Origin of the sequence: Microcoleus sp. B6-A1 (assembly GCF_036705085.1) — a bacterium.
Taxonomy (GTDB): domain Bacteria; phylum Cyanobacteriota; class Cyanobacteriia; order Cyanobacteriales; family Microcoleaceae; genus Microcoleus.
Window position 1 is genome coordinate 21,378 of sequence record NZ_JAUBTU010000057.1, and the last position, 25,340, is coordinate 46,717.

The 25,340-nt window shown below is 45.8% G+C and carries 17 protein-coding genes; 12 read left to right on the forward strand and 5 right to left on the reverse strand.

Going from position 1 to position 25,340, the window contains the following annotated elements:
* The first annotated feature begins 219 nt into the window (after nt 1-219).
* The 7 genes from QUB11_RS20345 to QUB11_RS20375 all read left to right on the forward strand — a co-directional run bounded on the left by QUB11_RS20345 (nt 220) and on the right by QUB11_RS20375 (nt 7,441).
* Nucleotides 220-705, forward strand: a complete 486-nt coding sequence (locus tag QUB11_RS20345) for a hypothetical protein (protein WP_333205770.1) — start codon at nt 220-222, stop codon at nt 703-705.
* 169 nt (nt 706-874) lie between these two features.
* Entirely contained in the window at nt 875-2,851 is a 1,977-nt protein-coding gene (locus tag QUB11_RS20350) for a carbamoyltransferase (RefSeq protein WP_333205769.1), read from the forward strand.
* Between the two features lie 100 nt (nt 2,852-2,951).
* Nucleotides 2,952-3,359, forward strand: a complete 408-nt coding sequence (locus QUB11_RS20355; RefSeq protein WP_333205768.1) for an SxtJ family membrane protein — start codon at nt 2,952-2,954, stop codon at nt 3,357-3,359.
* The gene (locus QUB11_RS20360) at nt 3,360-3,524 is read left to right on the forward strand and encodes a DUF5989 family protein (protein WP_190657062.1); all 165 of its coding nucleotides are present in this window, start codon (nt 3,360-3,362) and stop codon (nt 3,522-3,524) included. It begins immediately after the preceding gene.
* Nucleotides 3,525-3,528: 4 nt separating this feature from the next.
* The gene (locus QUB11_RS20365; RefSeq protein ID WP_333205767.1) at nt 3,529-4,764 is read left to right on the forward strand and encodes an SGNH/GDSL hydrolase family protein; all 1,236 of its coding nucleotides are present in this window, start codon (nt 3,529-3,531) and stop codon (nt 4,762-4,764) included.
* Nucleotides 4,765-4,777: 13 nt separating this feature from the next.
* Complete coding sequence (locus QUB11_RS20370; RefSeq protein ID WP_333205766.1) at nt 4,778-6,103, forward strand: hypothetical protein; 1,326 nt, start codon at nt 4,778-4,780, stop codon at nt 6,101-6,103.
* A gap of 6 nt (nt 6,104-6,109) precedes the next feature.
* Complete coding sequence (locus QUB11_RS20375; protein WP_445300787.1) at nt 6,110-7,441, forward strand: hypothetical protein; 1,332 nt, start codon at nt 6,110-6,112, stop codon at nt 7,439-7,441.
* A 276-nt stretch (nt 7,442-7,717) separates the two neighbouring features.
* On the opposite strand, the gene QUB11_RS20380 is transcribed toward QUB11_RS20375, so the two are convergent.
* Nucleotides 7,718-9,046 carry a hemolysin family protein gene (locus QUB11_RS20380; RefSeq protein ID WP_333205764.1) on the reverse strand — a complete coding sequence of 443 codons (1,329 nt, stop codon included), beginning with the start codon at nt 9,044-9,046 and terminating at the stop codon, nt 7,718-7,720.
* A gap of 424 nt (nt 9,047-9,470) precedes the next feature.
* On the opposite strand from QUB11_RS20380, the gene mfd reads away from it, so the two are divergent.
* Nucleotides 9,471-13,028, forward strand: a complete 3,558-nt coding sequence (mfd, locus tag QUB11_RS20385) for a transcription-repair coupling factor (RefSeq protein ID WP_333205763.1) — start codon at nt 9,471-9,473, stop codon at nt 13,026-13,028.
* 126 nt (nt 13,029-13,154) lie between these two features.
* Nucleotides 13,155-13,814 carry an S-layer homology domain-containing protein gene (locus tag QUB11_RS20390; RefSeq protein ID WP_333205790.1) on the forward strand — a complete coding sequence of 220 codons (660 nt, stop codon included), beginning with the start codon at nt 13,155-13,157 and terminating at the stop codon, nt 13,812-13,814.
* 261 nt (nt 13,815-14,075) lie between these two features.
* Here QUB11_RS20390 and QUB11_RS20395 read toward each other — a convergent pair whose 3' ends face one another.
* Both QUB11_RS20395 and gyrB read right to left on the reverse strand, forming a co-directional pair.
* Nucleotides 14,076-14,792: a heme oxygenase (biliverdin-producing) gene (locus QUB11_RS20395; protein ID WP_333205762.1), complete on the reverse strand. Its 717-nt coding sequence runs from the start codon at nt 14,790-14,792 to the stop codon at nt 14,076-14,078.
* 266 nt (nt 14,793-15,058) lie between these two features.
* Complete coding sequence (gene gyrB, locus QUB11_RS20400; protein WP_333205761.1) at nt 15,059-18,304, reverse strand: DNA topoisomerase (ATP-hydrolyzing) subunit B; 3,246 nt, start codon at nt 18,302-18,304, stop codon at nt 15,059-15,061.
* A 257-nt stretch (nt 18,305-18,561) separates the two neighbouring features.
* On the opposite strand from gyrB, the gene miaA reads away from it, so the two are divergent.
* Nucleotides 18,562-19,467, forward strand: a complete 906-nt coding sequence (miaA, locus tag QUB11_RS20405) for a tRNA (adenosine(37)-N6)-dimethylallyltransferase MiaA (protein WP_333205760.1) — start codon at nt 18,562-18,564, stop codon at nt 19,465-19,467.
* Nucleotides 19,468-19,536: 69 nt separating this feature from the next.
* Here miaA and QUB11_RS20410 read toward each other — a convergent pair whose 3' ends face one another.
* The gene (locus QUB11_RS20410) at nt 19,537-20,190 is read right to left on the reverse strand and encodes a Uma2 family endonuclease (RefSeq protein ID WP_333205759.1); all 654 of its coding nucleotides are present in this window, start codon (nt 20,188-20,190) and stop codon (nt 19,537-19,539) included.
* Nucleotides 20,191-20,450: 260 nt separating this feature from the next.
* Nucleotides 20,451-21,434, reverse strand: coding sequence for a protein-methionine-sulfoxide reductase catalytic subunit MsrP (msrP, locus tag QUB11_RS20415; protein WP_333205758.1), 984 nt, complete (start codon nt 21,432-21,434; stop codon nt 20,451-20,453).
* A 557-nt stretch (nt 21,435-21,991) separates the two neighbouring features.
* Here msrP and QUB11_RS20420 point away from each other — a divergent pair.
* Complete coding sequence (locus QUB11_RS20420) at nt 21,992-24,046, forward strand: serine/threonine-protein kinase (RefSeq protein ID WP_333205757.1); 2,055 nt, start codon at nt 21,992-21,994, stop codon at nt 24,044-24,046.
* A gap of 526 nt (nt 24,047-24,572) precedes the next feature.
* Nucleotides 24,573-25,142, forward strand: a complete 570-nt coding sequence (locus tag QUB11_RS20425; protein ID WP_333205756.1) for a tetratricopeptide repeat protein — start codon at nt 24,573-24,575, stop codon at nt 25,140-25,142.
* Nucleotides 25,143-25,340: the final 198 nt, after the last annotated feature.

A 25,340-nucleotide genomic window follows, 5' to 3' on the forward strand; every position in this document is an offset into this window, starting at 1 on the left:
CACCAACAATAGAACTCTTGCAAAAATACAATGCACCCCACCCCAACCCTCCCCTTAGTAAGGGGAGGGGGCAAGATTATTCTTGTTTCCCCCCTTAATAAGGGGGGTGAATTTGACGAGAGCAAGATATCTAATCTAGATACAAAAACCGCCATCAGCCAACCCATAATCTCTGTACTTTGTTAAGATCGCTCAATATCTTGACAAACAGCCTGATCTATGCAGATTTTCAAAAAATCAACCCGACCTTTCAACCCTCAAGATACATATCCCTGTCCCGTGTGCCGCACCGGTCAAATTTCTACCATGCCGATGATGGATGCCCTAGCTTGCAACTTCTGCCAGCACATTTATACCGCAAGCGTTGAAAGACAATCGCTCCAAATGGCAGACCGCCAACCGCCCGTAACTTGGCACTGGAACGGCAAACAGTGGATAGGAGCGCACCTCGAAGGGGTAGAATTCGGATGGCCCTACTTGGCAGCGGCTATTGGTCTAGTTTTCCTTCCCACTACCTTGCTGGGACTTTCAGCTTACTATTTTCCCCCGGTTCCCGGCAGCCGGTTGTCGTGGCTGCCCGTAGCTTGGACAGGCTTAGCTTTTTTGTCGCATTTAGGCATTGTGCTGTGGTTGATCGGTGAATTTTATCAATTCCCGGTGGCAACTTACTTCAGAGCTTGGGGGCGCAGGATAAGCCGGCGCTAAGTTAAATGCTGTCTAAGAGCCGATCGCCCGAGGGCTGCCCACCGACATCAATCCAGGTAAAATTAGAGGCGATCGCAAAATTCAATTCCCAATCAGCACTTATGCAGCTATAATCGTTAGCTATTCTAAATAGTCAAAAGCAAACGCATTGCGATTTGTGAGGAGAGCGATGAACATACTTGGAATCTCGGCGTACTATCACGACAGCGCCGCAGCCTTAATTCGCGACGGAGAAATTATAGCAGCAGCGCAGGAAGAAAGATTTTCCCGCAAAAAGCATGACGCCAGATTCCCTAAGAATGCGATCGCTTATTGCTTGAAAGAAGCGCAAATAGATTTGCGGGAACTCGATCAAATAGTCTTTTACGACAAACCTTTAGTCAAATTCGAGCGCCTTCTCGAAACCTATTTAGCCTACGCACCCCAAGGTTTTCGCTCTTTCCTAGCCGCCATGCCGATATGGCTCAAAGAAAAGCTTTACCTCAAAACCATGCTCAAAAGAGATCTGGCAGCAATAGCAAACTGCAAAACAAATAAACTGCCATCTCTGCTATTTACCGAACACCACCAATCCCACGCAGCATCGGCATTTTTCCCCAGCCCGTTTCAAAAAGCAGCCGTTTTGTGCCTCGACGGCGTGGGCGAGTGGGCAACAACCTCGGTTTGGTTGGGAGACGGGAACCAACTGACACCTCAGTGGGAAATCGATTTTCCCCACTCCTTGGGTTTGCTTTATTCAGCTTTCACCTATTACACCGGCTTCAAAGTCAACTCTGGCGAATACAAACTCATGGGTTTAGCACCTTACGGCGAACCCAAGTATGTAGATAAGATTCTCAACTATTTAATCGACCTCAAAGATGACGGAACTTTCCGTTTGAACATGGATTATTTCAACTATACAGTTGGCTTAACCATGACAAACAAGAAGTTTGACGAACTGTTTGAAGGGCCGCCGCGTCAAGCTGAAGGAAAATTGACTCAGCGAGAAATGGACATTGCAGCTTCCATTCAAGTTGTTACCGAAGAAGTTGTTTTGCGACTTTGCAGAACAGTTAAAAAAGAATTGGATGTCGATTATCTTTGTCTGGCCGGCGGCGTTGCTCTCAACTGTGTTGCTAACGGCAGACTCTTGCGGGAAGGTATTTTCAAAGATATTTGGATTCAGCCGGCGGCGGGAGATGCTGGCGGTGCTTTGGGCGCGGCTTTGGCGATTTGGTATCAGTATTGCGAACAAACTCGCACTGTGATCGCCAACTCGACAGCAAATAGTATAGAATCCCTCAAAACTGAACTTGTCACTACAAACGCAGCGGTTGAGGAGAGGACTGAAGTTCTCACTGCGAACCAAGCGGTGGCAACTGTGGCGAAGTCTGTTGCTCATTTAACTTGTCACGATCAAATGCGGGGCTCATATTTGGGCCCGAGGTTTACTGAAGCAGAAATTCTCGAATATTTGGATGCTGTCAAAGCTAGCTATCATCGATTGGACGATGCCGAATTAATGCCGCAGTTGGCGGAAATTTTGGAACAGGGAAATGTGGTGGGATGGTTCCAGGGGCGGATGGAATTTGGGCCCCGGGCTCTGGGTGGTCGATCGATCATTGGCGATCCCCGCAGTGCTAAAATGCAGTCCGTGATGAACCTGAAAATTAAATATCGGGAATCTTTTCGACCTTTTGCTCCGTCAATCTTAGCCGAACGAGTTGCGGATTATTTCGAGATTGACCATTCTAGTCCTTATATGCTATTGGTAGCACCTGTCAAATCCAGTCTCCGCATTCCGATGACTCCCGAACAAGAGCAGTTGTTTGGCATTGAAAAGCTCAACATTCCGCGATCGGAGATTCCGGCTGTCACCCACGTCGATTACTCGGCTCGCATTCAAACTGTTCACAAAGAAACGAATCCTCGCTACTATGACTTAATCAGCCATTTTGAAAAGCGATCGGGCTGTTCAATTGTGGTAAATACTTCTTTCAACGTCCGAGGCGAACCCATTGTTTGCACTCCAGAGGATGCTTACCGCTGTTTCATGCGAACCGAAATGGACTATCTGGTTTTGGAAAATTACTTGCTTCCCAAGTCCGAACAAATTCCTTGGAAACAAGATGATGCTTGGAAAAATGAATTTGAACTAGATTAGTCATGAGTCCTTAGTTATTAGTCATTAGTTATTAGTTATTAGTTGGTACGAATAACTAATAACTAATAACCAATTCCCCATTCCAAATTCCCCATTTCTAATGAGCGAAGAAATTAAAAAACTCGACAAAAAAGGCTTGCGCGATTTCGGGCTGCTAATTGGCGGCTTGATTGGAGTGCTGTTCGGTTTAGCAGTACCTTTACTGCGGCGGCATTCTCTACCTTGGTGGCCTTGGGCAATCTGCGGAGTTCTGGTGCTGCTAGCATTGGTTGCGCCGAAATCGCTTAATCCCGTTTATCACGGGTGGATGCGCTTTGGAATTATTCTTAACAAAATCGAAACGCCGATCGTCCTAGGGATAGTTTTTTACCTGATAGTTTGGCCGATGGGAGTGATCAAAAACATTTTCGGCGAAGATGCCATGCGGCGCAAACTAAATCCGAAAATGGATACTTACCGCGTCCCCAGTAAAGCAAGAACAAAAGTTAGTATGGAGCGTCCTTTTTAAGTGTTTGAAGCAACTTTAGATTTTCTCAAAGATTTGTGGGCGTTTATGAAAGAACGCCAAAAGTATTGGCTGTTGCCGCTCATTGTGACTTTAGTCTTTTTGGGAGCTTTGATTGTATTGAGTCAGGGTTCTGTGATTGCTCCATTTATTTACACGCTGTTTTGAAATAATGAGCAAGTTGAAAGATTTGGGTGTCAATTTGGGTTTGACACTCGGCGGTTTATTGATGGGGGTGGTAATTGGTGAAATTGGATTGCGAGTTGCTAAAGTTGAGGGCTATCCAAAAATAGGAGATTTCGCAGACTCGGCGCCAACTCGTTTTCACACTTCCGATCCGAATTTGGGCTGGAAGCTGAAACCTGGTGTGTCGGGCGAGTGGAATGGGGAAGGTGCGAGTTTTGTGCAGGTGAATAGCGAGGGTTTGCGCGATCATCGTGAACATACCAAAGCAAAACCTCCAAATACTTTGCGCGTTGCGGTTTTGGGCGATTCTTTCACCGAAGCAATTCAGGTACCTGTCGAACAAACTTTCTGGTCAAAATTGGAACGAAAGTTAGGCAACTGCGAAGCTGTTAAGGGACGGAAAAATGTTGAGGTCATGAATTTCGGCGTGCAGGGTTACGGTACTGCTCAAGAATTGATAATGCTGCGAAAAAAAGTGTGGGATTACAATCCTGATATTGTAATTCTTGCTTTTTTTATTGGCAATGATGTGATTAATAATTCGCCGAAATTGGAATATGACCTTTACCGACCATTTTTTGCTTATGATGCTAGCGGCAAGTTAGTACCGGATATGTCTTTTCGCAATCTGCCGCCGATCGATCGCAACGAAAGAGCAGTTTCCTTTGTAGACCGAATGCCCCGTTTGATCGTCAAAAATTCGCGCATTTTGCAGGTTATTAAAAAAGTAGACTTAGAAAGGAAAAAGCGCGAGTTATCTGAGGATTTTACCACTTTAAGTACCAAAAACCTCAAGGAACCTGAGAATGCAGCTTGGGAAGAGGCTTGGAGGGTGACAGAGGGTTTGATTGTGACGATGCGGAATGAAGTCGTGCAGAAAAATGCTGATTTTTTGGTGGTGACAATCGGCGATCCGATGCAAGTTAGACCGGAGGCCGATCGGCGAAAAGATTTTATGAAAAAAAACAACATTCAGGATTTGTTTTATCCCGATAGGCGGCTGGAAAAATTGGGCGCGCGCGAGGGTTTTCGGGTACTAAATTTATCCGAACAGATCCAAGGTTACACGGAAAAATATCAAGTCTGCGCCCACGGTTTTGATAATTCTGTACCCTGTGGAGGTCACTGGAATGAACTCGGACATCGGCTGGCTAGTATCCTGATTAACCGAAATTTGTGCGAAAATTTGAAGCAGTCTCAAGTACCCAAAAAACAACCGTAATCAGTCAAATTTCATGAAAGATTCAACGGCGCTAAAAAAAAGCAAAAACATATTAATTATAATCGCGGTTAATTTGGCGATCGCCTTTATTTGTCTGGAAGCTTTATCGCTAGCTTTTTATTTTATCAATCAAAAACAATTTTTTTATACCCGAACTAAAGCCAAAGAAAAAGTAGTAGAAGATATTGAAAGGAGCGGCATTAGACTTGATGAATCTATCGTAGAAAGACTGCACCCACTTTTTGGCTATGTACTCAAACAAGGTGCTTTCACCAATGAAAAATTAAAGTTAAAAGTCAACAAACAAGGCTTTTTTTCACTATACGAATATCCCTTTGTTAAAACCAATAAAAATCAAGTTATTATCGGAGTTTTTGGCGGTTCAGTTGCAAATAATTTTGCAGTTGATGAATACGTCAATCGCAGATTGTCTAACAAATTGAAGACTTATCCAGAATTTGCCAACAAAGAAATTATTGTTTTAAATTTTGGCAACGGCGGCTACAAACAGCCCCAACAATTATTAGTTTTAAATTACTTTTTGGCTTTGGGTCAAGAGTTAGATTTAGTCATTAATATTGACGGTTTTAACGAAGTAGCACTGTCAAATTTAAACAACAAAGCCCAAGTAGAAATAGGAATGCCCAGCGTTCAGCACATACAGCCTCTGACTGGTTTAGCCAACAACAACTTGTCACCGGAAGCGATGAGCTCGATCGTGCAAATTAACGAAAACAAAAAACAGTTGAAAGCAGGTATTGACAAATTACCAACTTGTCAACTTGCTTTGTGTCACGCTGTCACCTCGCTACAGGTGAAACAATTAGTCAACAATTACCAGCAAGCCGTTGTCAAGTACGATTCGCAAGTCAAACCATCCAACCCAGACACGGCAAATAGCAGTATAGTGTACATTCCCAAAGCTGACTCTGTTTTGCAGGAGGCCGCTGCTTTTGACAAAATGGCATCGATGTGGTATGAATCGTCGATCGGGATGAATCAAATTTTATCAAGTAGAAAGATTAAGTATTTTCACTTTATCCAGCCCAACCAGTATTATCCCACTAAGCGAGCGTTTACCGCCAAGGAAAACGAAATCGCGATCGACAACAAGAGTCCTTACATTGAAGGTGTGAAAAAAGGTTATCCGGTATTGTTGTCCAAAGTCGATGATTTGCAAAAAGCTGGGGTTAATGTTTTTAGCGCAGTGAATATTTTAGACAATACAAAAGAGACGGTTTACAAAGATGCCTGCTGCCACTATAATTCAGTCGGAGACGAAGTATTGGCAAACTATGTTTCTAGTTCCATTATTAAAGTAGTAAGAGAGTCGAAATAGAGGTTTATGAAAGATTTAAAATTTCTCAAAAAAGGGCAAGAATTCCTCAAGATAACTTTGATTAATTTAGTGCTTTTACTGGTTTTCCTGGAACTTGGCTCCCTGGCATGGTATTTTGTCAAGCACAAGCAATTTTTCTATACGAGAGAAAAGACGCAAGATAAATCTGCCTTGGGAATTAATTTAGAAGGAGTGCGACTCAATGAGTCTATAGTCGAAAGATTTCATCCTTTTTTTGGGTTCATTCAGAAACCAGGCCCTGACTTTCGCCCCGGTTTTAAAAATAACAACTATGGGTTTCTCTCACCTTACGATTACCCTTTCAAAAAGACTAAACCCAATCAATTTATTATCGGAGTTTTTGGCGGTTCTGTGGCTTCTAATTATGGAATATTTGAAGTTCAAAACAAAATTTTACCTCAATACCTCAAGCAGCTTCCGGGTTTGAAAGATAAAGAATTTGTAATTTTGTCTTTTGCTACCGGTGGCTACAAACAACCCCAGCAATTATTGATTTTAAACTATTTTTTGGCTTTAGGGCAAGAACTGGATCTGGTCGTCAATATAGATGGTTTTAATGAAGTAGCACTTTCTAACTTAAACAATAAAAATCAAGTCGATTTGGCGATGCCAAGCATTCAGCATATTTTGCCGTTGACTAGCTTGGCGAATAATAGCCTTTCTACCAAAGCGATGAAAGCAACTATCAGAATCCAAGAAAATAAAGCTAGGATTAGTCAGGGTTTGGAACGTTTGCAAAACTGTTCTTTAGCTGCGTGCGATGCTTTGACTTCTGTTTACGTTCAAAATCTAGTTAATAACTATAAAACCGATGTTATTAAGTTTGAAAAAGAACGGACTAAACAAAAAAAAGATGACGGCGGCAGCGTGATTTATATCAATCTTAACAATTCTGTTATAAAAGATGATGCTGCTTTTGAACAAATGGCCCAGAATTGGGCGAAAAGTTCAATTTTTATGCAAAAAGTGCTGTCTGCTAGTAAGGTGCCTTATTTTCATGTTCTTCAGCCTAATCAATATTATCAGACGAAAAGGGTGTTTGGTGAAGCCGAAAAGCAGATTGCTTTTAACAAGGATACTCCTTATGCTAAAGCTGTGCAAATTGGATATCCGGCTCTTTTCAAAAAGTTTCCTAATTTAGAAAAAAATAATATCACTCTAGTGAATGCTGTCAATGTTTTTGACAAGACAAAAGATGCTGTTTATGTAGATAGCTGCTGCCACTACAATCAAGCTGGAGAGGTAGTTTTCAGCAATTATGTGGGCCGTTCTATTCTGGAATCTTTGCGGAAAGATGAAATAAAAAAGAAGAAGTGATATTATGTCTGGTTGATTCGTTATTGTACAATTTGCGAACTCGTAGGGGCGGGTTCACCAACAATATATAACGATAACCAACAATATATAAAAACCCGCCCCACTCACCAATAATTCACATCAACCTGATATTTATATTTAATTCCTAAATGTAGGTGATGATTTATCGTTGGGTGGGGGCGGGTTTTTGAGATTGTTTGTTTCCGGCGATGATGGTTGGTGAACCCGCCCCTACGGGTATTATGTCGATGGATTAAAATTACATGGTTTTTAGTTTTAGGTTTTTGGTTCGGTTTTAGGTCGATCGCCCGCTGAGTCGATCGGCATTACCAAGATTTTATCAACTCGATTCCCGTCCATATCCACTACTTCCACGCGCAAACCGTTCCACTCAAAATGCTCTGCTGCTGTGGGAATTTTGCCCAAATTTGTAATCACAAAACCGCCCATTGTGTGGTAACTTCCTTTGTGTTCTGCTGACTCTTCGATTCCAAACAGCTCAAAAAAATCTTCAACTGCTAGCATTCCGTCTAACAGCCAAGAACCGTCTTCGCGCTGCACGGCTTCCGGCTCGTCAGCATCTTCTATTGAGGGAAAGTCGCCAACGAGTTCGACCAAAATGTCGTTGACTGTAACCAATCCTTGAATTACCCCGTATTCATCTACTACCAAGGCAATTTGATTGCTAGATTGTTTGAAAAGTTCTAATACTTTTAAACCCCGCGTGCTTTCCGGTACAAATAACGGTCGTCGTAAAGAAGCGCTTAAATCTAGGGGTTGACCAGTTAAAGTCCGAGACAGCATATCAGTAACGTGTACTAAACCGACAACGTTGTCGAGCCCTCCCTGACAAACGGGAAACCGAGAATGACCACTGCCGAGCATTTTTTGGCGGTTTTCTTCCACTGAGTCGTCGAGGTCGAGCCAGGTAAGATCGGGACGCGGGGTCATTAAGGCGCTGACTCGCCGATCGCCCAAACGAAACACTCTTTCCACCATATCTTGTTCGGCTTCTTCAAAGGTTCCGGCTTCTGTTCCTTGCTCGATTAAAACTTTAATTTCTTCCTCTGTAACTTGCGGTTCTGTTGAAGGCACAATCCCCATGATCCGCATTACTAAGTCAGTGGAATGACTTAACAGATAAACCGCAGGAGCGCCAATTTTTGAGAGCATTCGCATGGGAATTGCTACGCTTGAGGCGATGGGCTCCGGGTTGTTGAGCGCTAGCCGCTTCGGCACAAGTTCGCCGATAATTAGGGTCAGATAAGTGATCGTTAAAACTGCTACTACTGAGGCGATCGTCTGAGAGTAGGGCGCAAGGGCAGGGATCAGGCGCAACAAAGGCTCTACCCTTCTAGAAATCGTCGTTTCTCCGAAAGCGCCCGACAGAATGGCCAGCATCGTAATCCCGATTTGAACTGTCGGCAAGAACTGATTGGGGGCATTAGCCAGATCCAAAGCTACGCGGGCATTGATCGAACCTTGGTTGGCCATCTGTTGCAGTCTCACCTTCCGTACAGAGATGATGGCCATCTCTGACATCACAAATAAGCCATTGAGGAAAACCAGCAGGAGAACAATCAGAATATCGGTACTTGGGGACATTTCTAAAATTTTCGGTAGTAACGGCAAAGCGCTGTGCCCGGTTAGTCGATTTTAGATTTTAGATTTTAGATTTTAGATTGACGACGCCGCCAGTATCTGGGGGATTTCCCTAATGTCTAAAATTCTTCGATCTTCACAACTTGAGTACGTGGCAGGGTATCCGTCTTTGGGTGCAGTCACAGGAGAGGTCTGGAAGCTGCGAATCTCGATCGCAAAATCGAAATTTTTTCTAAACCTGTCACTAGATTAACGTCCCGGGCTCGATCCCGATCGCTGGATCGACACATTAAAGCAGAAATCTATCTCCAGTTAAGTTCCCAGGCGTCAACAGCAGAGCGGCACAATCATGGATGTTTGTCGTACAATCTCCTTAACAGGCAAAGGGAAAGAGCCTTCGCCGATCGGGGATTAAAATTAAAAGCGCATGACTTTCTCTTCAATAATTCGTACCCTGGGGCGATCGCCCCTAGCAACAGAACTCCTCAACAAGCTCAAGCGCCATCGCTGCTTGCAACTGTCCGGCATCGCCCGGTTGCCTAAAAGTTTGGTAGCTTCCGCCCTCGCACAGCAAGAGGGGCGAAACTTATTGGCAGTAACGGCTACTTTAGAAGAAGCCGGCCGCTGGGTTGCCTCTTTAGAGGCGATGGGCTGGCAAACCGTACATTTTTACCCGACTTCGGAGGCTTCACCCTACGAGCTATCTTACTCCGACGAGAACGAAATGACGTGGGGGCAAATGCAGGTGCTGGCGGATTTGGTCGAGAAACGAGAAACAAACGCTAATTCTAAGCCGATCGCGATTGTAGCTACCGAAAGAGCTCTCCAGTCTCACTTGCCGCCACCTGCTGCTTTTGAACCCTACTGTCTGACGCTGAAGCGAGGTGCGGTTCAAGACTCGAAGATACTGGATCGTCAACTGGTGTCGATGGGGTACGATCGAGTGACTCTGGTAGAAATGGAGGGCCAGTGGAGTCGCCGGGGTGATATTGTCGATGTATTTCCGGTAGCGGCGGAGTTGCCAGTGCGGCTGGAGTGGTTTGGGGATGATTTGGAGCAAATTCGAGAGTTTGATCCGTCTTCCCAGCGATCGCTCGATAAGGTCGATCGATTAGTTTTAACTCCCACTAATTTTAACACAATTATTAAAGCAGTTTTATCTGAAAAAAAGGTTGACGAAATCAACCATCTAGGCTCTGTTGACCCAGAAAATGAAACCGAAAAATTTGTCCGCAGGCTGTTGGGTTTAGCGTTTGAAAAACCCGCATCTTTGTTGGATTATTTGCCAGAAAATACTTTAGTTGTTATTGACGAACCACAAGGGTGCGAAGGTCACAGCGACCGCTGGTTTGAGAATGCAGAGCAACAGTGGAAAAATTGCGAGCGGGAATCTGTTGTTGCGGAGGCGGGAACAGAAAAGTTGCCAATTTCTCATTTGAAAGTTCCGAAAATTCACCGCACTTTTGCTGAATCTATGGCAGATGTCGCAGCTTTCGAGCGGCTAGAACTTTCTGAATTAGCCGAAGATTCTACGGCGAAAAAACTTCAAAGCTCTGCGGAGGGCGACCAGCTACCGTCTGCGATTAATTTGGCTTCTCGCCCTGTGCCGGTGATGCCTCACCAATTTGCTAAGCTGTCTCAAATGCTCAGGGAAGAGCGCGATCGGGGTTTTACTATTTTCCTGGTTTCGGCTCAACCCAGCCGTTCTGTTTCTTTGCTCTCGGAACACGACTGTCCGGCTCAGTTTGTGGTAAATCCGCGTGATTATTTGGCGATCGATAAGTTGCAATTGCAGCACGTTCCGGTTGCTTTGAAGTACAGCGGGCTGGCAGAATTGGAAGGTTTTATTCTGCCGACTTTTCGGATTGTGTTAATTACCGATCGGGAATTTTACGGTCAGCATTCTCTCGCTACTTTTAGCTACGTCCGCAAGCGCCGCCGTGCTGCTTCTAAGCAAGTAGACCCGAATAAATTAAGCCCTGGTGATTATGTGGTTCACCGCCAGCATGGAGTGGGTAAATTTATCAAGTTGGAACGTTTGACGATTGATCGGGAAACTCGCGAATATTTATTGATTCAATACGCTGACGGTACTCTGAGGGTGGCGGCAGATCAATTGGGCGCTTTGTCGCGGTTTCGGACTGTAGCCGATAAAGTACCGGATTTAAACAAGCTGACAGGTCAAACTTGGGAAAAAACTAAAACCAAGGTTCGCAAAGCTGTTAAGAAATTAGCGGTAGATTTGTTGAATCTTTATGCTAAAAGAGCTCAACAAACAGGTTACGCTTTTCCTCCTGATATGCCTTGGCAACAAGAATTAGAGGATTCTTTTCCTTACCAGCCGACGCCGGATCAGTTGAAGGCAACTCAAGATGTGAAACGCGATATGGAGGGCGATCGACCGATGGATCGCTTGGTGTGCGGCGATGTCGGTTTTGGTAAGACAGAAGTGGCTCTGAGAGCGATTTTTAAGGCGGTTACGGCGGGCAAGCAGGTGGCTTTGCTCGCTCCGACGACGATTTTGACCCAACAGCACTATCACACGCTCTCGGAGCGTTTTTCCCCTTATCCGATCGAAGTTGGTTTGCTGAATCGCTTTCGCACTGAAACCGAGCGCCGGGAGATTCACAAGCGTTTGGCGACTGGGGAATTAGATGTGATTGTCGGTACTCAAGCTGTTTTGAGCAAAGCGATTAAATTTCGGGATTTGGGCTTGTTGGTGGTGGATGAAGAACAGCGGTTTGGGGTTAAGCAAAAGGAAGCAATTAAATCTCTCAAAACAGAGGTAGATGTTCTAACTCTGACAGCAACGCCGATTCCCCGGACTTTGTATATGTCGCTGTCGGGGATTCGCGAGATGAGTTTGATTTCGACTCCGCCTCCTTCCAGGCGCCCGATTCAGACGCATTTGGCTCCCTATAACCCGGAAGTGGTGCGATCGGCAATTCGTCAAGAATTAGACAGGGGCGGTCAGGTTTTTTACGTGGTGCCGCGGATTGAGGGGATTGATGAGTTGGCAGTTCAGTTGCAGGAGATGGTTCCGTCTGCCAGAATTGCGATCGCCCACGGTCAAATGGAGGCTTCGGAATTAGAATCCATCATGCTGACTTTCAGTGCGGCGGAGTTTGATATTTTGGTGTGCACGACGATTATTGAGTCGGGTTTGGATATTCCGCGAGTCAATACAATTTTAATTGAAGACGCGCAGAAGTTTGGTTTGGGTCAGCTTTACCAGTTGCGGGGACGGGTGGGACGCGCGGGGATTCAAGCTCACGCTTGGCTGTTTTATCCGAAGCAGAACCAACTGTCTGATGCTGCAAGGCAGCGGCTGCGGGCTATTCAAGAGTTTGCCCAGTTGGGTTCGGGCTATCAGTTGGCTGTCCGAGATATGGAAATTCGCGGTTCGGGTGATGTTTTGGGTACTGAACAATCTGGTCAAATGGAGGCGATCGGTTTTGATTTGTATGCTGAAATGTTAGAGGAGGCTATTCGGGAAATTAAGGGTCAGGAAATTCCGAAAGTTGAGGACGCGCAAATTGACCTAACTTTGACGGCGTTTATTCCTGCAGATTACATCGCAGATTTGGATCAAAAGATGAGCGCTTACCGGTCTGTGGCTTCTGCTAATACTCCAGAAGAGTTACAGCAGATTCAGGTTGATTGGTGCGATCGTTATGGGCCAATTCCTCTGCCAGCCCAACAACTTATCCGTGTGGTCGAACTCAAACAAATCGCTAAAAAAATCGGTTTTTCTCGGATCAAACCGGAGAATAAGCAGAACATAGTTTTGGAAACTACGATGGAAGAGCCTGCTTGGAATTTGCTCAAGGCTAATTTGCCGGAACATTTGCGCTCTCGTTTTGTCTACAGCAAGGGGAAGGTTACTATTCGAGGTATGGCGGTTTTGACGGCCCAAAAGCAATTGGATAATTTGATTGATTGGCTGGGTAAAATGCAGGGCGCTTTGCCGGAAGCCAATCTTTGATTTTAATATATAATCCCCAAATCTCGCGCACCGCCGAAACCACCGAATAATACCGATGGAACCCTAAAAAATATTACTGCTGTTTTCATGATGGTTTTAGCGACAGAAAGGATTAAAATCGTGAAAATGTTAGTGAGTATTTTTTTGGCGATCGCGCTAATGCAAGGAGTCCCAATGGCGGTTCAATCTCAACAAATAATTGACCCGATCGATCGGGTTGTGAGTGCCGGATTGATGAATAAAGATGCTAGTGGTAATTTTAATGCTGATGGCCTTGTCAGTCGCGCCGATTTGGCGGTGATTTTAGTGAAAACTTTTGGTTTGGAACGCCGGAAAACCGCTCAGAAACCGGATAGGGAATTGCCGGACGTACCGAAGAGTTACTGGGCTTACAGTGCGATTCAAACTGTTTTGAAAACGGGAACGATGAGTGGATATCGCGACGGAATGTTTTTCCCCAATCAAAGGGTGACTCGCGCTGAAGCTTTGGCGATTTTTGCTCAAGCTTACGGGGTTTTTCAGTTTCCCGAACCCAGCATTTCCGAAATTTTAGCTAAGTATCCAGATGCAGGCGAAATTCCTAATTGGGCTAGAAAGTCTTTGGCTACTGCACTTTATGAAGGGTTTGTTAATGTTGAGCTGGCAACTAATAAGATTAATCCTTTGAAGCCGATGACTCGTGGAGATATCGCTTACGCTTTGAGCAAGTATTTGGAGGGGCAGGTAAGGCCCAGTTCTTTGCCTGTCCCGGACGAGGAGCCTCCCGATCGCGGCGTGGGAAGGTGATAGTGTTGAATTGTGATATCAAATCCGGTAGCATCGGAATTATTCCTCTCTGTATTCTCTCCCTCTGCGTTCTCTGCGACCTCTGCGGTTAAATCATTCCGATACAACCGGAAACGATATGAGTTAAAAAGTCGATCGCCCGCAATTCAAACACCATGCAAAATCCCGGAGATTTGGTGACTGTAAAAGCAGCCATCAAACCCCCAGGATTTAAGTTTTTCCTCTTAAACGAGGCTCAAATTATCCCCAGTGAGCTTTAACTCAATCAGCAGTAGCCAATTCGGTACTGGCACCACCGCGCTTCCGTGTCAGGGTATTGAAAAGCATCTGACCAACTGCTTTAATCAAATTGCCTTCTAACTCCATGAACATCTTCATGTTCATGCCAAAAGCTGCATTAGCTTCGTCAACAATTCGCTCTGCTGTTGCTTCGTCAATCGGCAGTTCATTCATTGCCTGACGGTACTTACCCTTGAATTCTTTTTCATCAGGAATATCCTGGAATTCATAGAAAGCAGTGCCTTCTCCCTCGGAAAGATTCATCCCGCGTTGGGCAATTCCCTTCAGGATTTGTCCGCCGGATAAATCGCCAAGGTAGCGAGTGTAAGAGTGAGCTACTAACAGTTCCGGCGCGATCGCCGAAATCTCGCGAATTCGCTCCACATAAGCTTTAGCTGCTGCTGACGGAGCTACTTGTTCGCGCCAATTCGCACCGTAGTAGTAAAATAAATCTTGCTCTAAGCTGTGTTTGCGATTCAACTCAGAAAAGTAAATTTTTGAAACAACCGGATGCTGCTTTTGGCGTTCCATTTCCTCTTCCATTGCCGAGTAGACAAAGTAGAGGTTTCCTACTAACTTCCGGTAAGAAGTTTTTTCTACAACGCCTTTTAAAAAACACTTGACAAAACCGACGTTTTCTGCCATTGTGTGGGACTTTTTCGTTCCCTCACGCAATTTGGTCGCTAAATTGATGCTCATGCTATACTGTCCAACCTTCTATTTTTGTGGTAGCTGATGGATGCGCCAAAAATCTAAAATTTACCTAAGCATTTACCTTAGATCGATTTGATGAGAGATTGTATTAATTTTTATAACAAAACCTAGACTCCGCAGAAGGCCTCCGAAGGTAGAAGGCACAAGCAGTTTAGTCATTAGTCCTTAGTCATTGGCTGTTAGCGAATGACTAATGACTAATGACTAATGACTAATGACTACTGACTAATGACTACTGACTACTGGCTAATTTAGATGTCCAAGTCGAGGAGGTTGAGTTTGGGGCCGTAGGTTTCAATGAATTCGCGGCGGGGGGCGACACGATCGCCCATTAAGATCGTAAAGATGCGATCGGCCTCAGCAGCGTCTTCAATCTCCACCCGTTTCAGCGTCCGAGTTTCTGGGTTCATCGTTGTATCCCACAACTGTGTCGGCATCATTTCGCCCAAACCTTTGAACCGCTGGATCGTGTAATTAGCATTCGCCGGAAATTCATTGCGGACGAGATTGTTCATTTCGCGATCGCTGTAACAGTAGTAATGATTGCGTCCCCGTTCCACTTTATAGAGAGGAGGACAAGCAATATAGATGTAACCTTGTTCTACAAGTGCCCGCTGATAGCGGTAGAAGAAAGTCAGCAACAGCGTGCGGATGTGAGCACCATCTACGTCAGCGTCAGTCATAATTACGATGTGGTGATACCGCAATTGACCCGGATCGAATTCTTCGCCTTTGATGCCCAAACCCAGGGCTGTAATTAACGATTGAATTTCGTTATTTTTGTAGATTTTGGCGTCGTCGGTTTTCTCAATGTTGAGAATTTTACCGCGCAAAGGCAGGATTGCTTGGAATTGGCGATCGCGCCCTTGTTTGGCACTGTTGTGGACAAAAATTCCCGCAGCTAATGCAAAGTTGTGACTGTTGGGCACTTCGATGTCGTAAACATCGTAGCGTTCCTCCAAATGTTCGATCGACACAACGCGGTGGTTGTAATTCCGAACCGCTTGGCGAGCATATACTTCATCACCATTAAAGTAGCGATCGCAAAACGTCTCAAACTTCAACAAAGTCTTATCACCCTTCATGCGGCGATAAAGATTGTAAGCATCTACATTCATCCAACCTTCTTTCAGGTGGACTGTCTTCAAAGCTTCCAGCGTCTGGCGGTAATAAGTTTCCTTCAAAGTCGCTTTACGTTTCTGGCGAAACTCCGGCGTCCACTGTTCCTTAGTTTTTTCGCGCCGCCACTCCAACAAATTCTCATCTTGCCACTGTTCTTTAGCAAGTTGAGAATGAGTCTCCCGTGCTTCAGGATTGTTAGCAAAATGATTACTCACCCGTTCCGACTGAGCCAAACGGTTTTCTTCACTACTCCAATACTCTTGCTGCGCTTGGTTCAGCAGTTCATTATTTTGCTGGCGATAAGTTTCATCACTATCGTAAAACTCCCGCCACTTGCTCATCATGTAAGCTTTATACTCTTCATCTTCCCACTGAGCTTTCGCCTGTTCCGAAAGAATTTGTCGCGTTTCAGGCTGCCGCATCCGCTCTTTCATCATCGCCCGAAATTCATCGGTCATGTGAGCTTGACGGCTCTTTTCAATGACATCGGGCCTGTGCAAGGTTTTCTCAAGGTTCGCGCGGTGAAGAGCCAAGTGCTCCTCAGCAGGCAATCGCTGAATATTTGTCGGATTGTTGTTGAGTTTGTTAAAGTCAACGTGATGGCGGTGATTGCCGTCAGATGCGAGATAAACGCCATGTTTCAGGTTGTAGAAATCCGCTAAAAGATGGGTGTAAATCCACTTATCACTGTTGGGATTCCAAACCATTTCGTAACCGTTAAGTCCCTGACCCTGTTTGTTTTTTTCCGACAACTTGCAGTGGAACGGCATTAATGAATCATCCGGTGTCAGCATGGCGGCTGCTTTGTAAGTGCCATCCCGCAACATGAATGGATGGTCGGGAGTGCAAGTTATTGTCTCCCCATTGTCTAATGTCAGTTTGACAACTTCAGCATTTGCTTTAGTCATCCGAGCATTAGTTATTCGCTCAAACCCAATGTTTCCACTCTCGCGAATGGTGTAGCAAAAGTGTTCTTTACCTTCTGCTTGTTCGTCAACTATCTGTTTGATAGTTTTTGTGGTGCCGTCAGCTAATTTTATTTCCTGAAATGAAAAAAAACAGCCCCCCGCGGAATCCCCCTCGACCAGGTATATCTCAGACAGGGCGGGGTCTCTAGAGCTACAGTCCGCTAATTTTCCAGGCAAAGGAGACGATTCTAAGACTGATTTTCGGCGCACTAAATCGCGGGCACGGCGGGCGGCTTCAGCGGCCTTAAATGCCTGAATTGCTTTTTCCAAAATAGCGTCGGCTACTTGGGGGCGAAACTCTAAATATTCTGTCAATACTTCGCCTACCAAGGAATCGACAATTCCCCGAACTTCTGTATTTCCTAGCTTGGTTTTAGTTTGACCTTCAAATTCCGGATCTGGGACTTTGACCGAAATCACTGCTGTCAAACCTTCGCGCACGTTTTCGCCGGCGAGGTTGGGCTCGTTTTCTTTGATTTTGTTGCGCTTGCGGGCGATCGAATTCATCGTCCGCGTCAAAACTGCCTTCAAACCTTCTAAGTGCGTGCCACCGTCGATCGTCCGAATGTTGTTAGCAAAACCTAGAACATTGTCGCTAAAAGCATCGACGCACCACTGCAAAGCCACTTCTATCTGCACGTTGTTGCGTTCTCCTTGCACGTAGATCACTTCTTCGTGCAGAGGCTGCTTTTCGCGGTTCATGTAGGCGATATATTCCTTGATTCCGCCCTCGTAACAGTATGTTTCGATGCGCGGTTCGCTACTTTTGAGCAGTTCCAAACGGTGGTCGCTAAACGTAATTCTCACGCCCGCATTCAAGTAACCCAATTCTCGCAAGCGCCCCGCGAGTGTAGTGTAATCAAATTCAATGCCAGTGCTAAATATTTGAGTATCTGGCAAGAAAGAAACTGAAGTGCCGGTGCGAGTGCCTTTGTTGGGCTTGGCAGTAAGTTCAGTAACTGGATTGCCTCTTTCGTAGCGCTGTAAATGTTCTTTTTGGTCGCGCCAAACTGTCACTTCTACCCACTCGGACAGCGCGTTAACAACAGAAATACCTACACCGTGCAATCCTCCAGAAACCTTGTAGCCACCACCGCCAAATTTACCGCCGGCGTGGAGTACAGTCATTACTGTTTCTATTCCCGATTTGCCAGTCTTGGCAACGATGCCGGTCGGAATACCCCGGCCGTCGTCTGTCACGGTAACGGAACCGTCGGCGTTGATGTCAATCTCGATGTGAGTGCAGTGGCCAGCCAGCGCCTCATCGATGGAATTGTCCACAACCTCGTAAACTAGATGGTGGAGTCCTCGCGGGCCGGTGGTACCGATGTACATCCCCGGTCGTTTACGGACTGCTTCGAGACCTTCGAGAACTTGAATCTGGTCGGCGCTGTAGCTGCTGGTCATACAAAAATAGCTCCAATAATGAGGCCTAAAGCCCCAAAAGCTTCTAAAATGGGAAAACTCCTAAAATTATAGCACAAAACCGTTAAAGGCGATGCTAGGGCTTTCTGAAGGGAAATTTATCGGGGGGAGGGATGGGAATAGTTTTGAGATTGCTGGAGGAATGCCCTGGCAGATCGCGGTGAATCAGTGTAGGAGAGAGGGGAAAGCATGGAGAGGAGAGGATTTGAGAGTTTTTATAGGGAAATTTGCGACAGCTTATGCCTAGATTAATTACGATTTGCGGGGCGACGGCGACGGGGAAGTCGGGAGTGGCTTTGGCTTTGGCGGGGCGACTGCAATCCTCGATTCTAAGTGCGGACTCTCGTCAAGTGTACCGCGAATTTGACATCGGAACCGCAAAACCGACGGCGGTCGATCGCACTTGTGTACCGCATCACTTAATTGACATCTGCGATCCGACAGAAACTCTGACACTAGCAGATTACCAGGAACAAGCTCAAAATTTAATTGCTGCTGTCGATTTTCCCCTGTCTCCCCCCCTGTTGTTGGTTGGAGGGACGGGCTTATATATTAAATCGATCGTGCGCGGTTTAAAAATTCCGAGGGTAGCACCGATGCCCGAATTGCGATCGCAGCTTGCGGAACTCGGACAATCTCAATGTTACGCGATGTTGCAGCAGGTCGATCGCTCTGCCGCTGAGAAAATTCACCTCAATGACCCAGTAAGAACTTTAAGAGCACTGGAAGTATTTTATGCGACCGGTCGCCCTATCTCCGAACAGCAGGGCGAAAATCCTCCCAATTATCCTATTTTACAAATTGGGTTGGATTGCGCGATCGATGTTTTGGTCGATCGTATCAAACAGCGCACCGAACAAATGCTAGAACGCGGTTGGATCGCGGAAGTAGAATATTTGTGTAAAAAATACGGCTGCGACTTGCCACTGTTGAACACGCTGGGCTATCAGGAAATGAAACAATATTTGGCTGGCGAGATTAAGCTTGAAGAAGCGAAAGAATTAACAATTTTGCACACGCGGCAATTTGCGAAGAGACAGGGGACTTGGTTTCGGGCCTATCCTCAAATTGAATGGTTTGATGTTAGCGCACCAGATTTGTGCGATCGAGTTTGGCGGAGGGTTGCAGAGTTTTGCGAACAATAAAGAGTTTTTTTACCGCAGAGGGCGCAGAGGGCACAGAGAAAGAGTTAAGGAGAGATGTAAGTGTTATTTTTAATTTGGCAAAATTTCTCTAATTCTTTGCCGAAACAAACGCACAGCAGCACGCTGTCCGATTGTTCGGCTTTGTTCTATGAAACCGGGAATTTCAGCAACTGGTAAAAAGGGAAATGCTAAACTCCGATCGCACATTTCATATTTTCCATCTACAAGTTGATAAACTTGCAGAGATTCTCGGCGATACCTCCACAGTTCGGGAACACCAAGAGCAGCATATATGGAATCTTTATTAACAGAAGAATTCGTGTAATCCGACTCTATTGCTAAATCGGGCGGCGGGTCATTTGGCAAATTGATATTTCTGCCTCTAACTAAAGATTCATTTTGAATGTAGAAACAGGAATCAGGTTCGACAGCACGAGTTAAATCTTCTCGTTCAAGAGTCAGCGAACCAAGACTTCTAAGTTCAATTTCCAGCTCATCTACAATAGCTTCCACAAAGCTTTCTATCAGTCGTTTGGGTTCTTCGTGTTCTTCCAGTGGCATCCTGATTTCTAATACTCCTTCATCGTAAGCAATTCTCCAAGCTCTCTCGTCCCCAACATCTGCCACCAATGCTTTAAAAGTTGACCAACTGACACCTTTTAAAATAACTCGGTTTTCTGGGGTAGTTTGCTGCTCGATGGGAGTTGATGTTGTTGTTACCATTTAACAATTCCTTGGTAGATTCATCAATTTTTATTGTAGTCGATGGACTTCAAATTTAAGGTAAAATTTAAAAACAAAGTGAAGGTATAGGGTAGGGATAGGGCAATGCCGTGTCCTGTATTTCATTTTGCTGAACCGAAAAAAATAATTTTTTTATTAACCGCAGAGAACGCAGAGGGCGCAGAGAAAGAGAAAAGAGATAAATTAATAATTTGAGAAGCAGAAAAGCCTGTTTCTCAAATTACATCTCGCGTAGTTAATTAACTGTACAAACTCGCCACATATTCGCCGTAACCGTTGTAGGGCAAAGTTGGGCGAGTTTCCCACGACCAACTGTTACCGGGACCGACTATGCGTTCGCTGGCCTGCGACCATCTGGGGTGCGGTTTGTCGGGCTCGACATTTGCTTCAAAAGCGTATTCGTTGGGGCCGATTGTATTCCAAAAAGTGGCGGGCTGCTGTTCGACAAATTCAATTTTGACGATCGACTTTGCGCCCTTAAAACCGTATTTCCAAGGAATCACTTGCCGCAGCGGCGCACCATTTTGCTTTGGTAGCCTTCGACCATACAAGCCTGTGGCGAAAAATGCTAAATCGTTCGCCATTTCTTCAATTCGCAGACCTTCTGTATAAGGCCAAGGATAAAATTGCGACATTAAACCGGGGCCGGGAGTTATTTTGCGATCGTAAAATGAGGTGAAGCGAACGAATTTAGCTTTCGATTGCGGTTCGACATCAGCCATCAGTAATTTCATGGGAAATCCGACCCAAGGAACTACCATCGCCCAGGCTTCTACACAGCGAAATCGATAAACTCGTTCTTCGATAGGAAATTTTTTGTTGAGGTCGTCAATATCATAAGTGCGGGGATTTTTTACTAAACCGCCTACTTCAACTTTCCAGTTTTCTGTTGGCAAAGCTTGAGCGGCTTGCCAAATTGATTTTGTGCCGCCGTATTCGTAAAAATTGTTGTATTTTGTAGCTAAGGCTTCGTCGGTAATCGCTCGATCGACTTTCGCAAAGGCGGGATTCCGGCTCAATTCCGAATATGCTTGGGTTGAGCTTTGATCCAGAGCAGTTTTTGAGCTAGCATTGCTTTGGCAGCCGGTCAGTGGCAGCAGCGAAGCAGTCACGCCGGCGCCGATTAAGTTTGTCATGAAGCGGCGGCGGTTGAGAAAGGCTGTTTCTGGGGTAATTTGGGGTTCGAGAATTTCCCAAGGTTTGGGTACGCGAATTAAGGGCATAAGTAATAGTTAAAAGTTAGTATAGCCTTTCTCAGTAACATGAGGTGTTCTTGGGCATTGGGCATCGGGCATTGGGCATGGGGCATTGGGCATTGGAAGAATACCTTACATTCCTGAGAACCGCTATAGTTAGTTTGGCAAAAATTGCCTAATTTTTAATCGCTTAGTCGATTTGACATGGGAAATTTCAACTTTTAGATTCACTCCATAGAACAAAGAATCGCCGATGTTTGGCAATGCCTCGCGATAGCTTTGGCAATGCTTGCGATCGCACTGAAAGTATTCGCAATGACAGTATAACGTAATTCGGTAACAGCAAATCCCGCCGATCGCTCGAATGAGCTCGGTACGATCGACCTATTAAACCTCGCTCGCAGGAAAGTCAGCAATTATTTACGCGCGATCGACGGCAGCAATTGTGGCGAAAATCTGGGAAACAATTATGATCAAGCAAAGATTCCAATTATTTAATTTGTCCACAGGAAGCGGCACGCACCGCCCCGCTTTCCTCCCCCACCAGCAATAATGTCGGACGGGGGTCTCCAGCGGAAAGACAAATGAGTTACTGCATCAATCCCCATTGCCAGAAGCCCCAAAATCTCGATCGCGCGACAGTATGCAAAAGTTGCGAGTCGAACTTGCTGCTAAAAGGCCGCTACCGAGTCTTTCACACCCTCGGTCAAAGTCTCAGTTGTCGCACCTTCTTAGCAGTCGATGAAGACCAACCTTCGCAACCCCGCTGCGTCATTCAACAGTTCTGCGGCTCAGCAGCAGCCGCAGACGGTGGCACACAGCAAAACCGGACATTTCGCGGCTCGGCGTCAGTTCTCGACGAGTTGGGCAAACATCCGCAAATACCGAAACTGCTGGCATCTTTTGAAGTCGAAGGCTGCCAGTATTTAGTCCAAGAATACATCGAAGGCCGCAATTTAGCCGATCGGCTTTCAGAAAAAGGTGTTGTTAAAGAAATTCAAATTTGGTATCTGCTGAGCGAATTGTTGCCAGTCCTGCAATTTGTTCACGAAAATCAACTGATTCACCGAGATATCAAACCGTCCAATATTATTCACCGGAAAACTCCCCAAGCATCCCCAGCTTTGGCAGGGAAAGAGGATTTACATGGAGTGTCCCAAGAAAGTGCCTCTGGGCTAGTTTTAGTCGATTTCGGCGCGGCAATTCCGGCTAATAGTGGGCCGCTCAAAACCGAAACGGTGACAGGTTCTGCGGAATACGCGGCCCCGGAACAAATTAAAGGCCAAGCGATTAAGAGCAGCGACATCTACAGTTTGGGCGTCACTTGCATTCACTTGTTAACGGGAATGTCGCCCTTTGATTTGTTTGACATCAAAGCCGAAAGTTGGACTTGGAGACATTATTTGAAAGTACCAGTTTCGGCGCGACTCGGCCGCATTCTGGATAAAATGGTGCAGCGAGAACCATCAAAACGCTATCGCTCGACCGAGGCAATTCTCACAGACATGAAATACGGCCCGGCACCGGTAGACGTGATTCTCAGCAAACCCAAGTGGACTTTGGCCATGTGGGGAGCAACTACGGTTGCCCTGCTGTCCGTAGTGCTGGGTGTTCGCTTGCCATCTCCTGCACCGCAGGCTTTCACTTCTGGTGAGCCTGCTTCTAGCATTCCCGAAATTCGGTTCAATCCGCCCCCCATGCAGAATTTCCGGGGTGAGGCATCGCCGTCAGGGCCGGCTGTACGGACTCTGGCGGATCAACACAAAAACCCGGTTTGGGCGGTAGCAGTTGCTCCCCAGGGCCGCGTGATTGTCAGCGGGAATAACGACGGCACAATTCACCTGCTGCACAAGCGTCACGGCAAGCTGCTCAAGGTTTTAGCCGGACATTTGGGGCCGGTGTGGTCGGTGGCAGTCAGTCCCGACGGCAGGACGATCGCCAGCGGTGGCGTTGACGGTACGATTAAATTGTGGAATTTCTATTCGGGCAAGTTAATTCGGACTTTGGAGGGACACCAAGACGGCGTGTTCTCGGTGGTTTTCAGTCCCGATAGCCGGACTGTGGCCAGTGTCGGTAAGGACAAAACTTTGAAGTTGTGGCAAGTCGAAGGCGGGGCCGAGTTGCAAACTCTCAAGGGGGTTTTGGACGAGGTGCAGTCGGTGGCTTTCAGTCCCGATCGAGAAACTTTGGCGATCGGCAGCAGCGACGGTAAGATCAACCTGTGGAACTGGCAGACTGGAGAATTCAAAGACACTTTTTGGGGTCATTCCGAGGCGGTTTGGTCTCTGGCCATCAGCCCGGACGGTCAAACTCTCGCCAGTGGCAGTTGGGACAAGACGGTGAAGCTGTGGGATATCAGCGCAAATAATCACTCCGGGCAGCCCAACGGTTCTCTGCTACGGACTTTGATCGGCCATTCCGACAAGGTTAAGTCCTTGGCTTTCAGTCCCGACGGAGACAAACTCGCCAGCGCGGATTTGAGCGGGACTATCAAGCTGTGGCGCATGAGTTCCGGCGAAATCGCGGGTACGCTGAAGGGTCATTCTACCTGGGTGGATTTGGCTTTTAATCCTCAAGACAAAACTCTGATCAGTGGCAGTTTTGACGACACGATTAAGGTGTGGCGACTGTCTCCTTAATTTTTTCGATCGCCCGTTCAATCAATTTTTGAACAGCTAGGGCGATCGAACATTTAGCTAATTTATCTATCAACGCTTCGGACAGTTTCAAGGCTGACGCATGGGTTTTAGAAACCCAGTTCCTATGAGTTTTGCTAACAGGAACGATAAATCTAGTGAGCAACCGGGTTTCAGATTGTCAAGAGTGTGTCCAGGACTTTGCTGGCTTTTATCTTGCTTTAATCGGGGTTCCCTGACACCTCTATTCTACGGTTAGTAATCAAAAACTGTCCGAACTGTTGCAGGACTTACGCACAGCCTCAATATATAGTGTTTTGTAGGGGCAAAACCCACGCCCGGTTGCCCGATCTAGTGTTTTGTAGGGACCAAACCCACGCCCGGTTGCCCCCATACCTGGAATGATTGCGTAATTCCTATGTTGGTACAAAAACAAATTTAAAATATCAAAGAGTCAGAATATCCCTAGAAATCGCAGTTGCTAACTAACACTTGTGGTAAAGTAGTGTCGGCTGTTAAACTAAAATATATGACCGCAAATTCCGAGTTAGCAGAGCAGTATTTGTCAGCGGGCGATAGCCTTCAGAAATCAGGAAAACTTGAGGAGGCGATCGCTCAATATCAAAAATTACTAGCCATTCAAGTGGATAGTGCGATCGCACTCAACAAGATAGCAGAAATTTATTATACGCAACAGAAATATGCAGAGGCGATCGCATCCTGTTACCAAGCACTTCGCCAGCAACCCAATTTCCCTGCCGCCTACAAAACCCTAGGGAATATCCTGCAAGCCCAAGGCAAAATAGACGCGGCAATTCGCGCCTACTCCAAGGCGATCGAATTTGATCCTAATTTTGTCGAAGCCTATGTTAATTTGGGCAGTATGTTTTACAAACAAGGCCAGCTCGATGAGGCCATAAGTTACTACCAAAAATCTATCGTTCTTCAACCAGATTTAGCCGTCGCTTATTGGAATTTAGGCAAAAGTTTGGAAGAGCAAGGTCGAATCAATGAAGGTTTATTTTATCAAAAAAAAGCTCTAAATTTACAGCCGGAGTTAGAAGGTAGAAGCAATTCAGTAAAAAATCACACTTACTGAAGAGGAATGTTATAGTCAAAATAATTCAATCATTAACGATGCAAGCTGGATCAACATGGAAATTAGCCAGAATCCGCTCGAATTCCTAACGGCTAAAGTACAAGAAACTGTTGCCGATATCCAACCCACATTCCGCAGATATTTAGACAAATTTAATAGTTTTAAATTGGGAGGCATAAAGCCATGGAATCAATATAT

Coding starts and splice junctions, on each gene's coding strand:
- QUB11_RS20345 (WP_333205770.1), top strand. CDS start 220: ATGCAGATTTTCAAAAAATCAACCCGACCTTTCAACCCTCAAGATACA.
- QUB11_RS20350 (WP_333205769.1), top strand. CDS start 875: ATGAACATACTTGGAATCTCGGCGTACTATCACGACAGCGCCGCAGCC.
- QUB11_RS20355 (WP_333205768.1), top strand. CDS start 2,952: ATGAGCGAAGAAATTAAAAAACTCGACAAAAAAGGCTTGCGCGATTTC.
- QUB11_RS20365 (WP_333205767.1), top strand. CDS start 3,529: ATGAGCAAGTTGAAAGATTTGGGTGTCAATTTGGGTTTGACACTCGGC.
- QUB11_RS20370 (WP_333205766.1), top strand. CDS start 4,778: ATGAAAGATTCAACGGCGCTAAAAAAAAGCAAAAACATATTAATTATA.
- QUB11_RS20375 (WP_445300787.1), top strand. CDS start 6,110: ATGAAAGATTTAAAATTTCTCAAAAAAGGGCAAGAATTCCTCAAGATA.
- QUB11_RS20380 (WP_333205764.1), bottom strand. CDS start 9,046: ATGTCCCCAAGTACCGATATTCTGATTGTTCTCCTGCTGGTTTTCCTC.
- mfd (WP_333205763.1), top strand. CDS start 9,471: ATGACTTTCTCTTCAATAATTCGTACCCTGGGGCGATCGCCCCTAGCA.
- QUB11_RS20390 (WP_333205790.1), top strand. CDS start 13,155: ATGTTAGTGAGTATTTTTTTGGCGATCGCGCTAATGCAAGGAGTCCCA.
- QUB11_RS20395 (WP_333205762.1), bottom strand. CDS start 14,792: ATGAGCATCAATTTAGCGACCAAATTGCGTGAGGGAACGAAAAAGTCC.
- gyrB (WP_333205761.1), bottom strand. CDS start 18,304: ATGACCAGCAGCTACAGCGCCGACCAGATTCAAGTTCTCGAAGGTCTC.
- miaA (WP_333205760.1), top strand. CDS start 18,562: ATGCCTAGATTAATTACGATTTGCGGGGCGACGGCGACGGGGAAGTCG.
- QUB11_RS20410 (WP_333205759.1), bottom strand. CDS start 20,190: ATGGTAACAACAACATCAACTCCCATCGAGCAGCAAACTACCCCAGAA.
- msrP (WP_333205758.1), bottom strand. CDS start 21,434: ATGCCCTTAATTCGCGTACCCAAACCTTGGGAAATTCTCGAACCCCAA.
- QUB11_RS20420 (WP_333205757.1), top strand. CDS start 21,992: ATGAGTTACTGCATCAATCCCCATTGCCAGAAGCCCCAAAATCTCGAT.
- QUB11_RS20425 (WP_333205756.1), top strand. CDS start 24,573: ATGACCGCAAATTCCGAGTTAGCAGAGCAGTATTTGTCAGCGGGCGAT.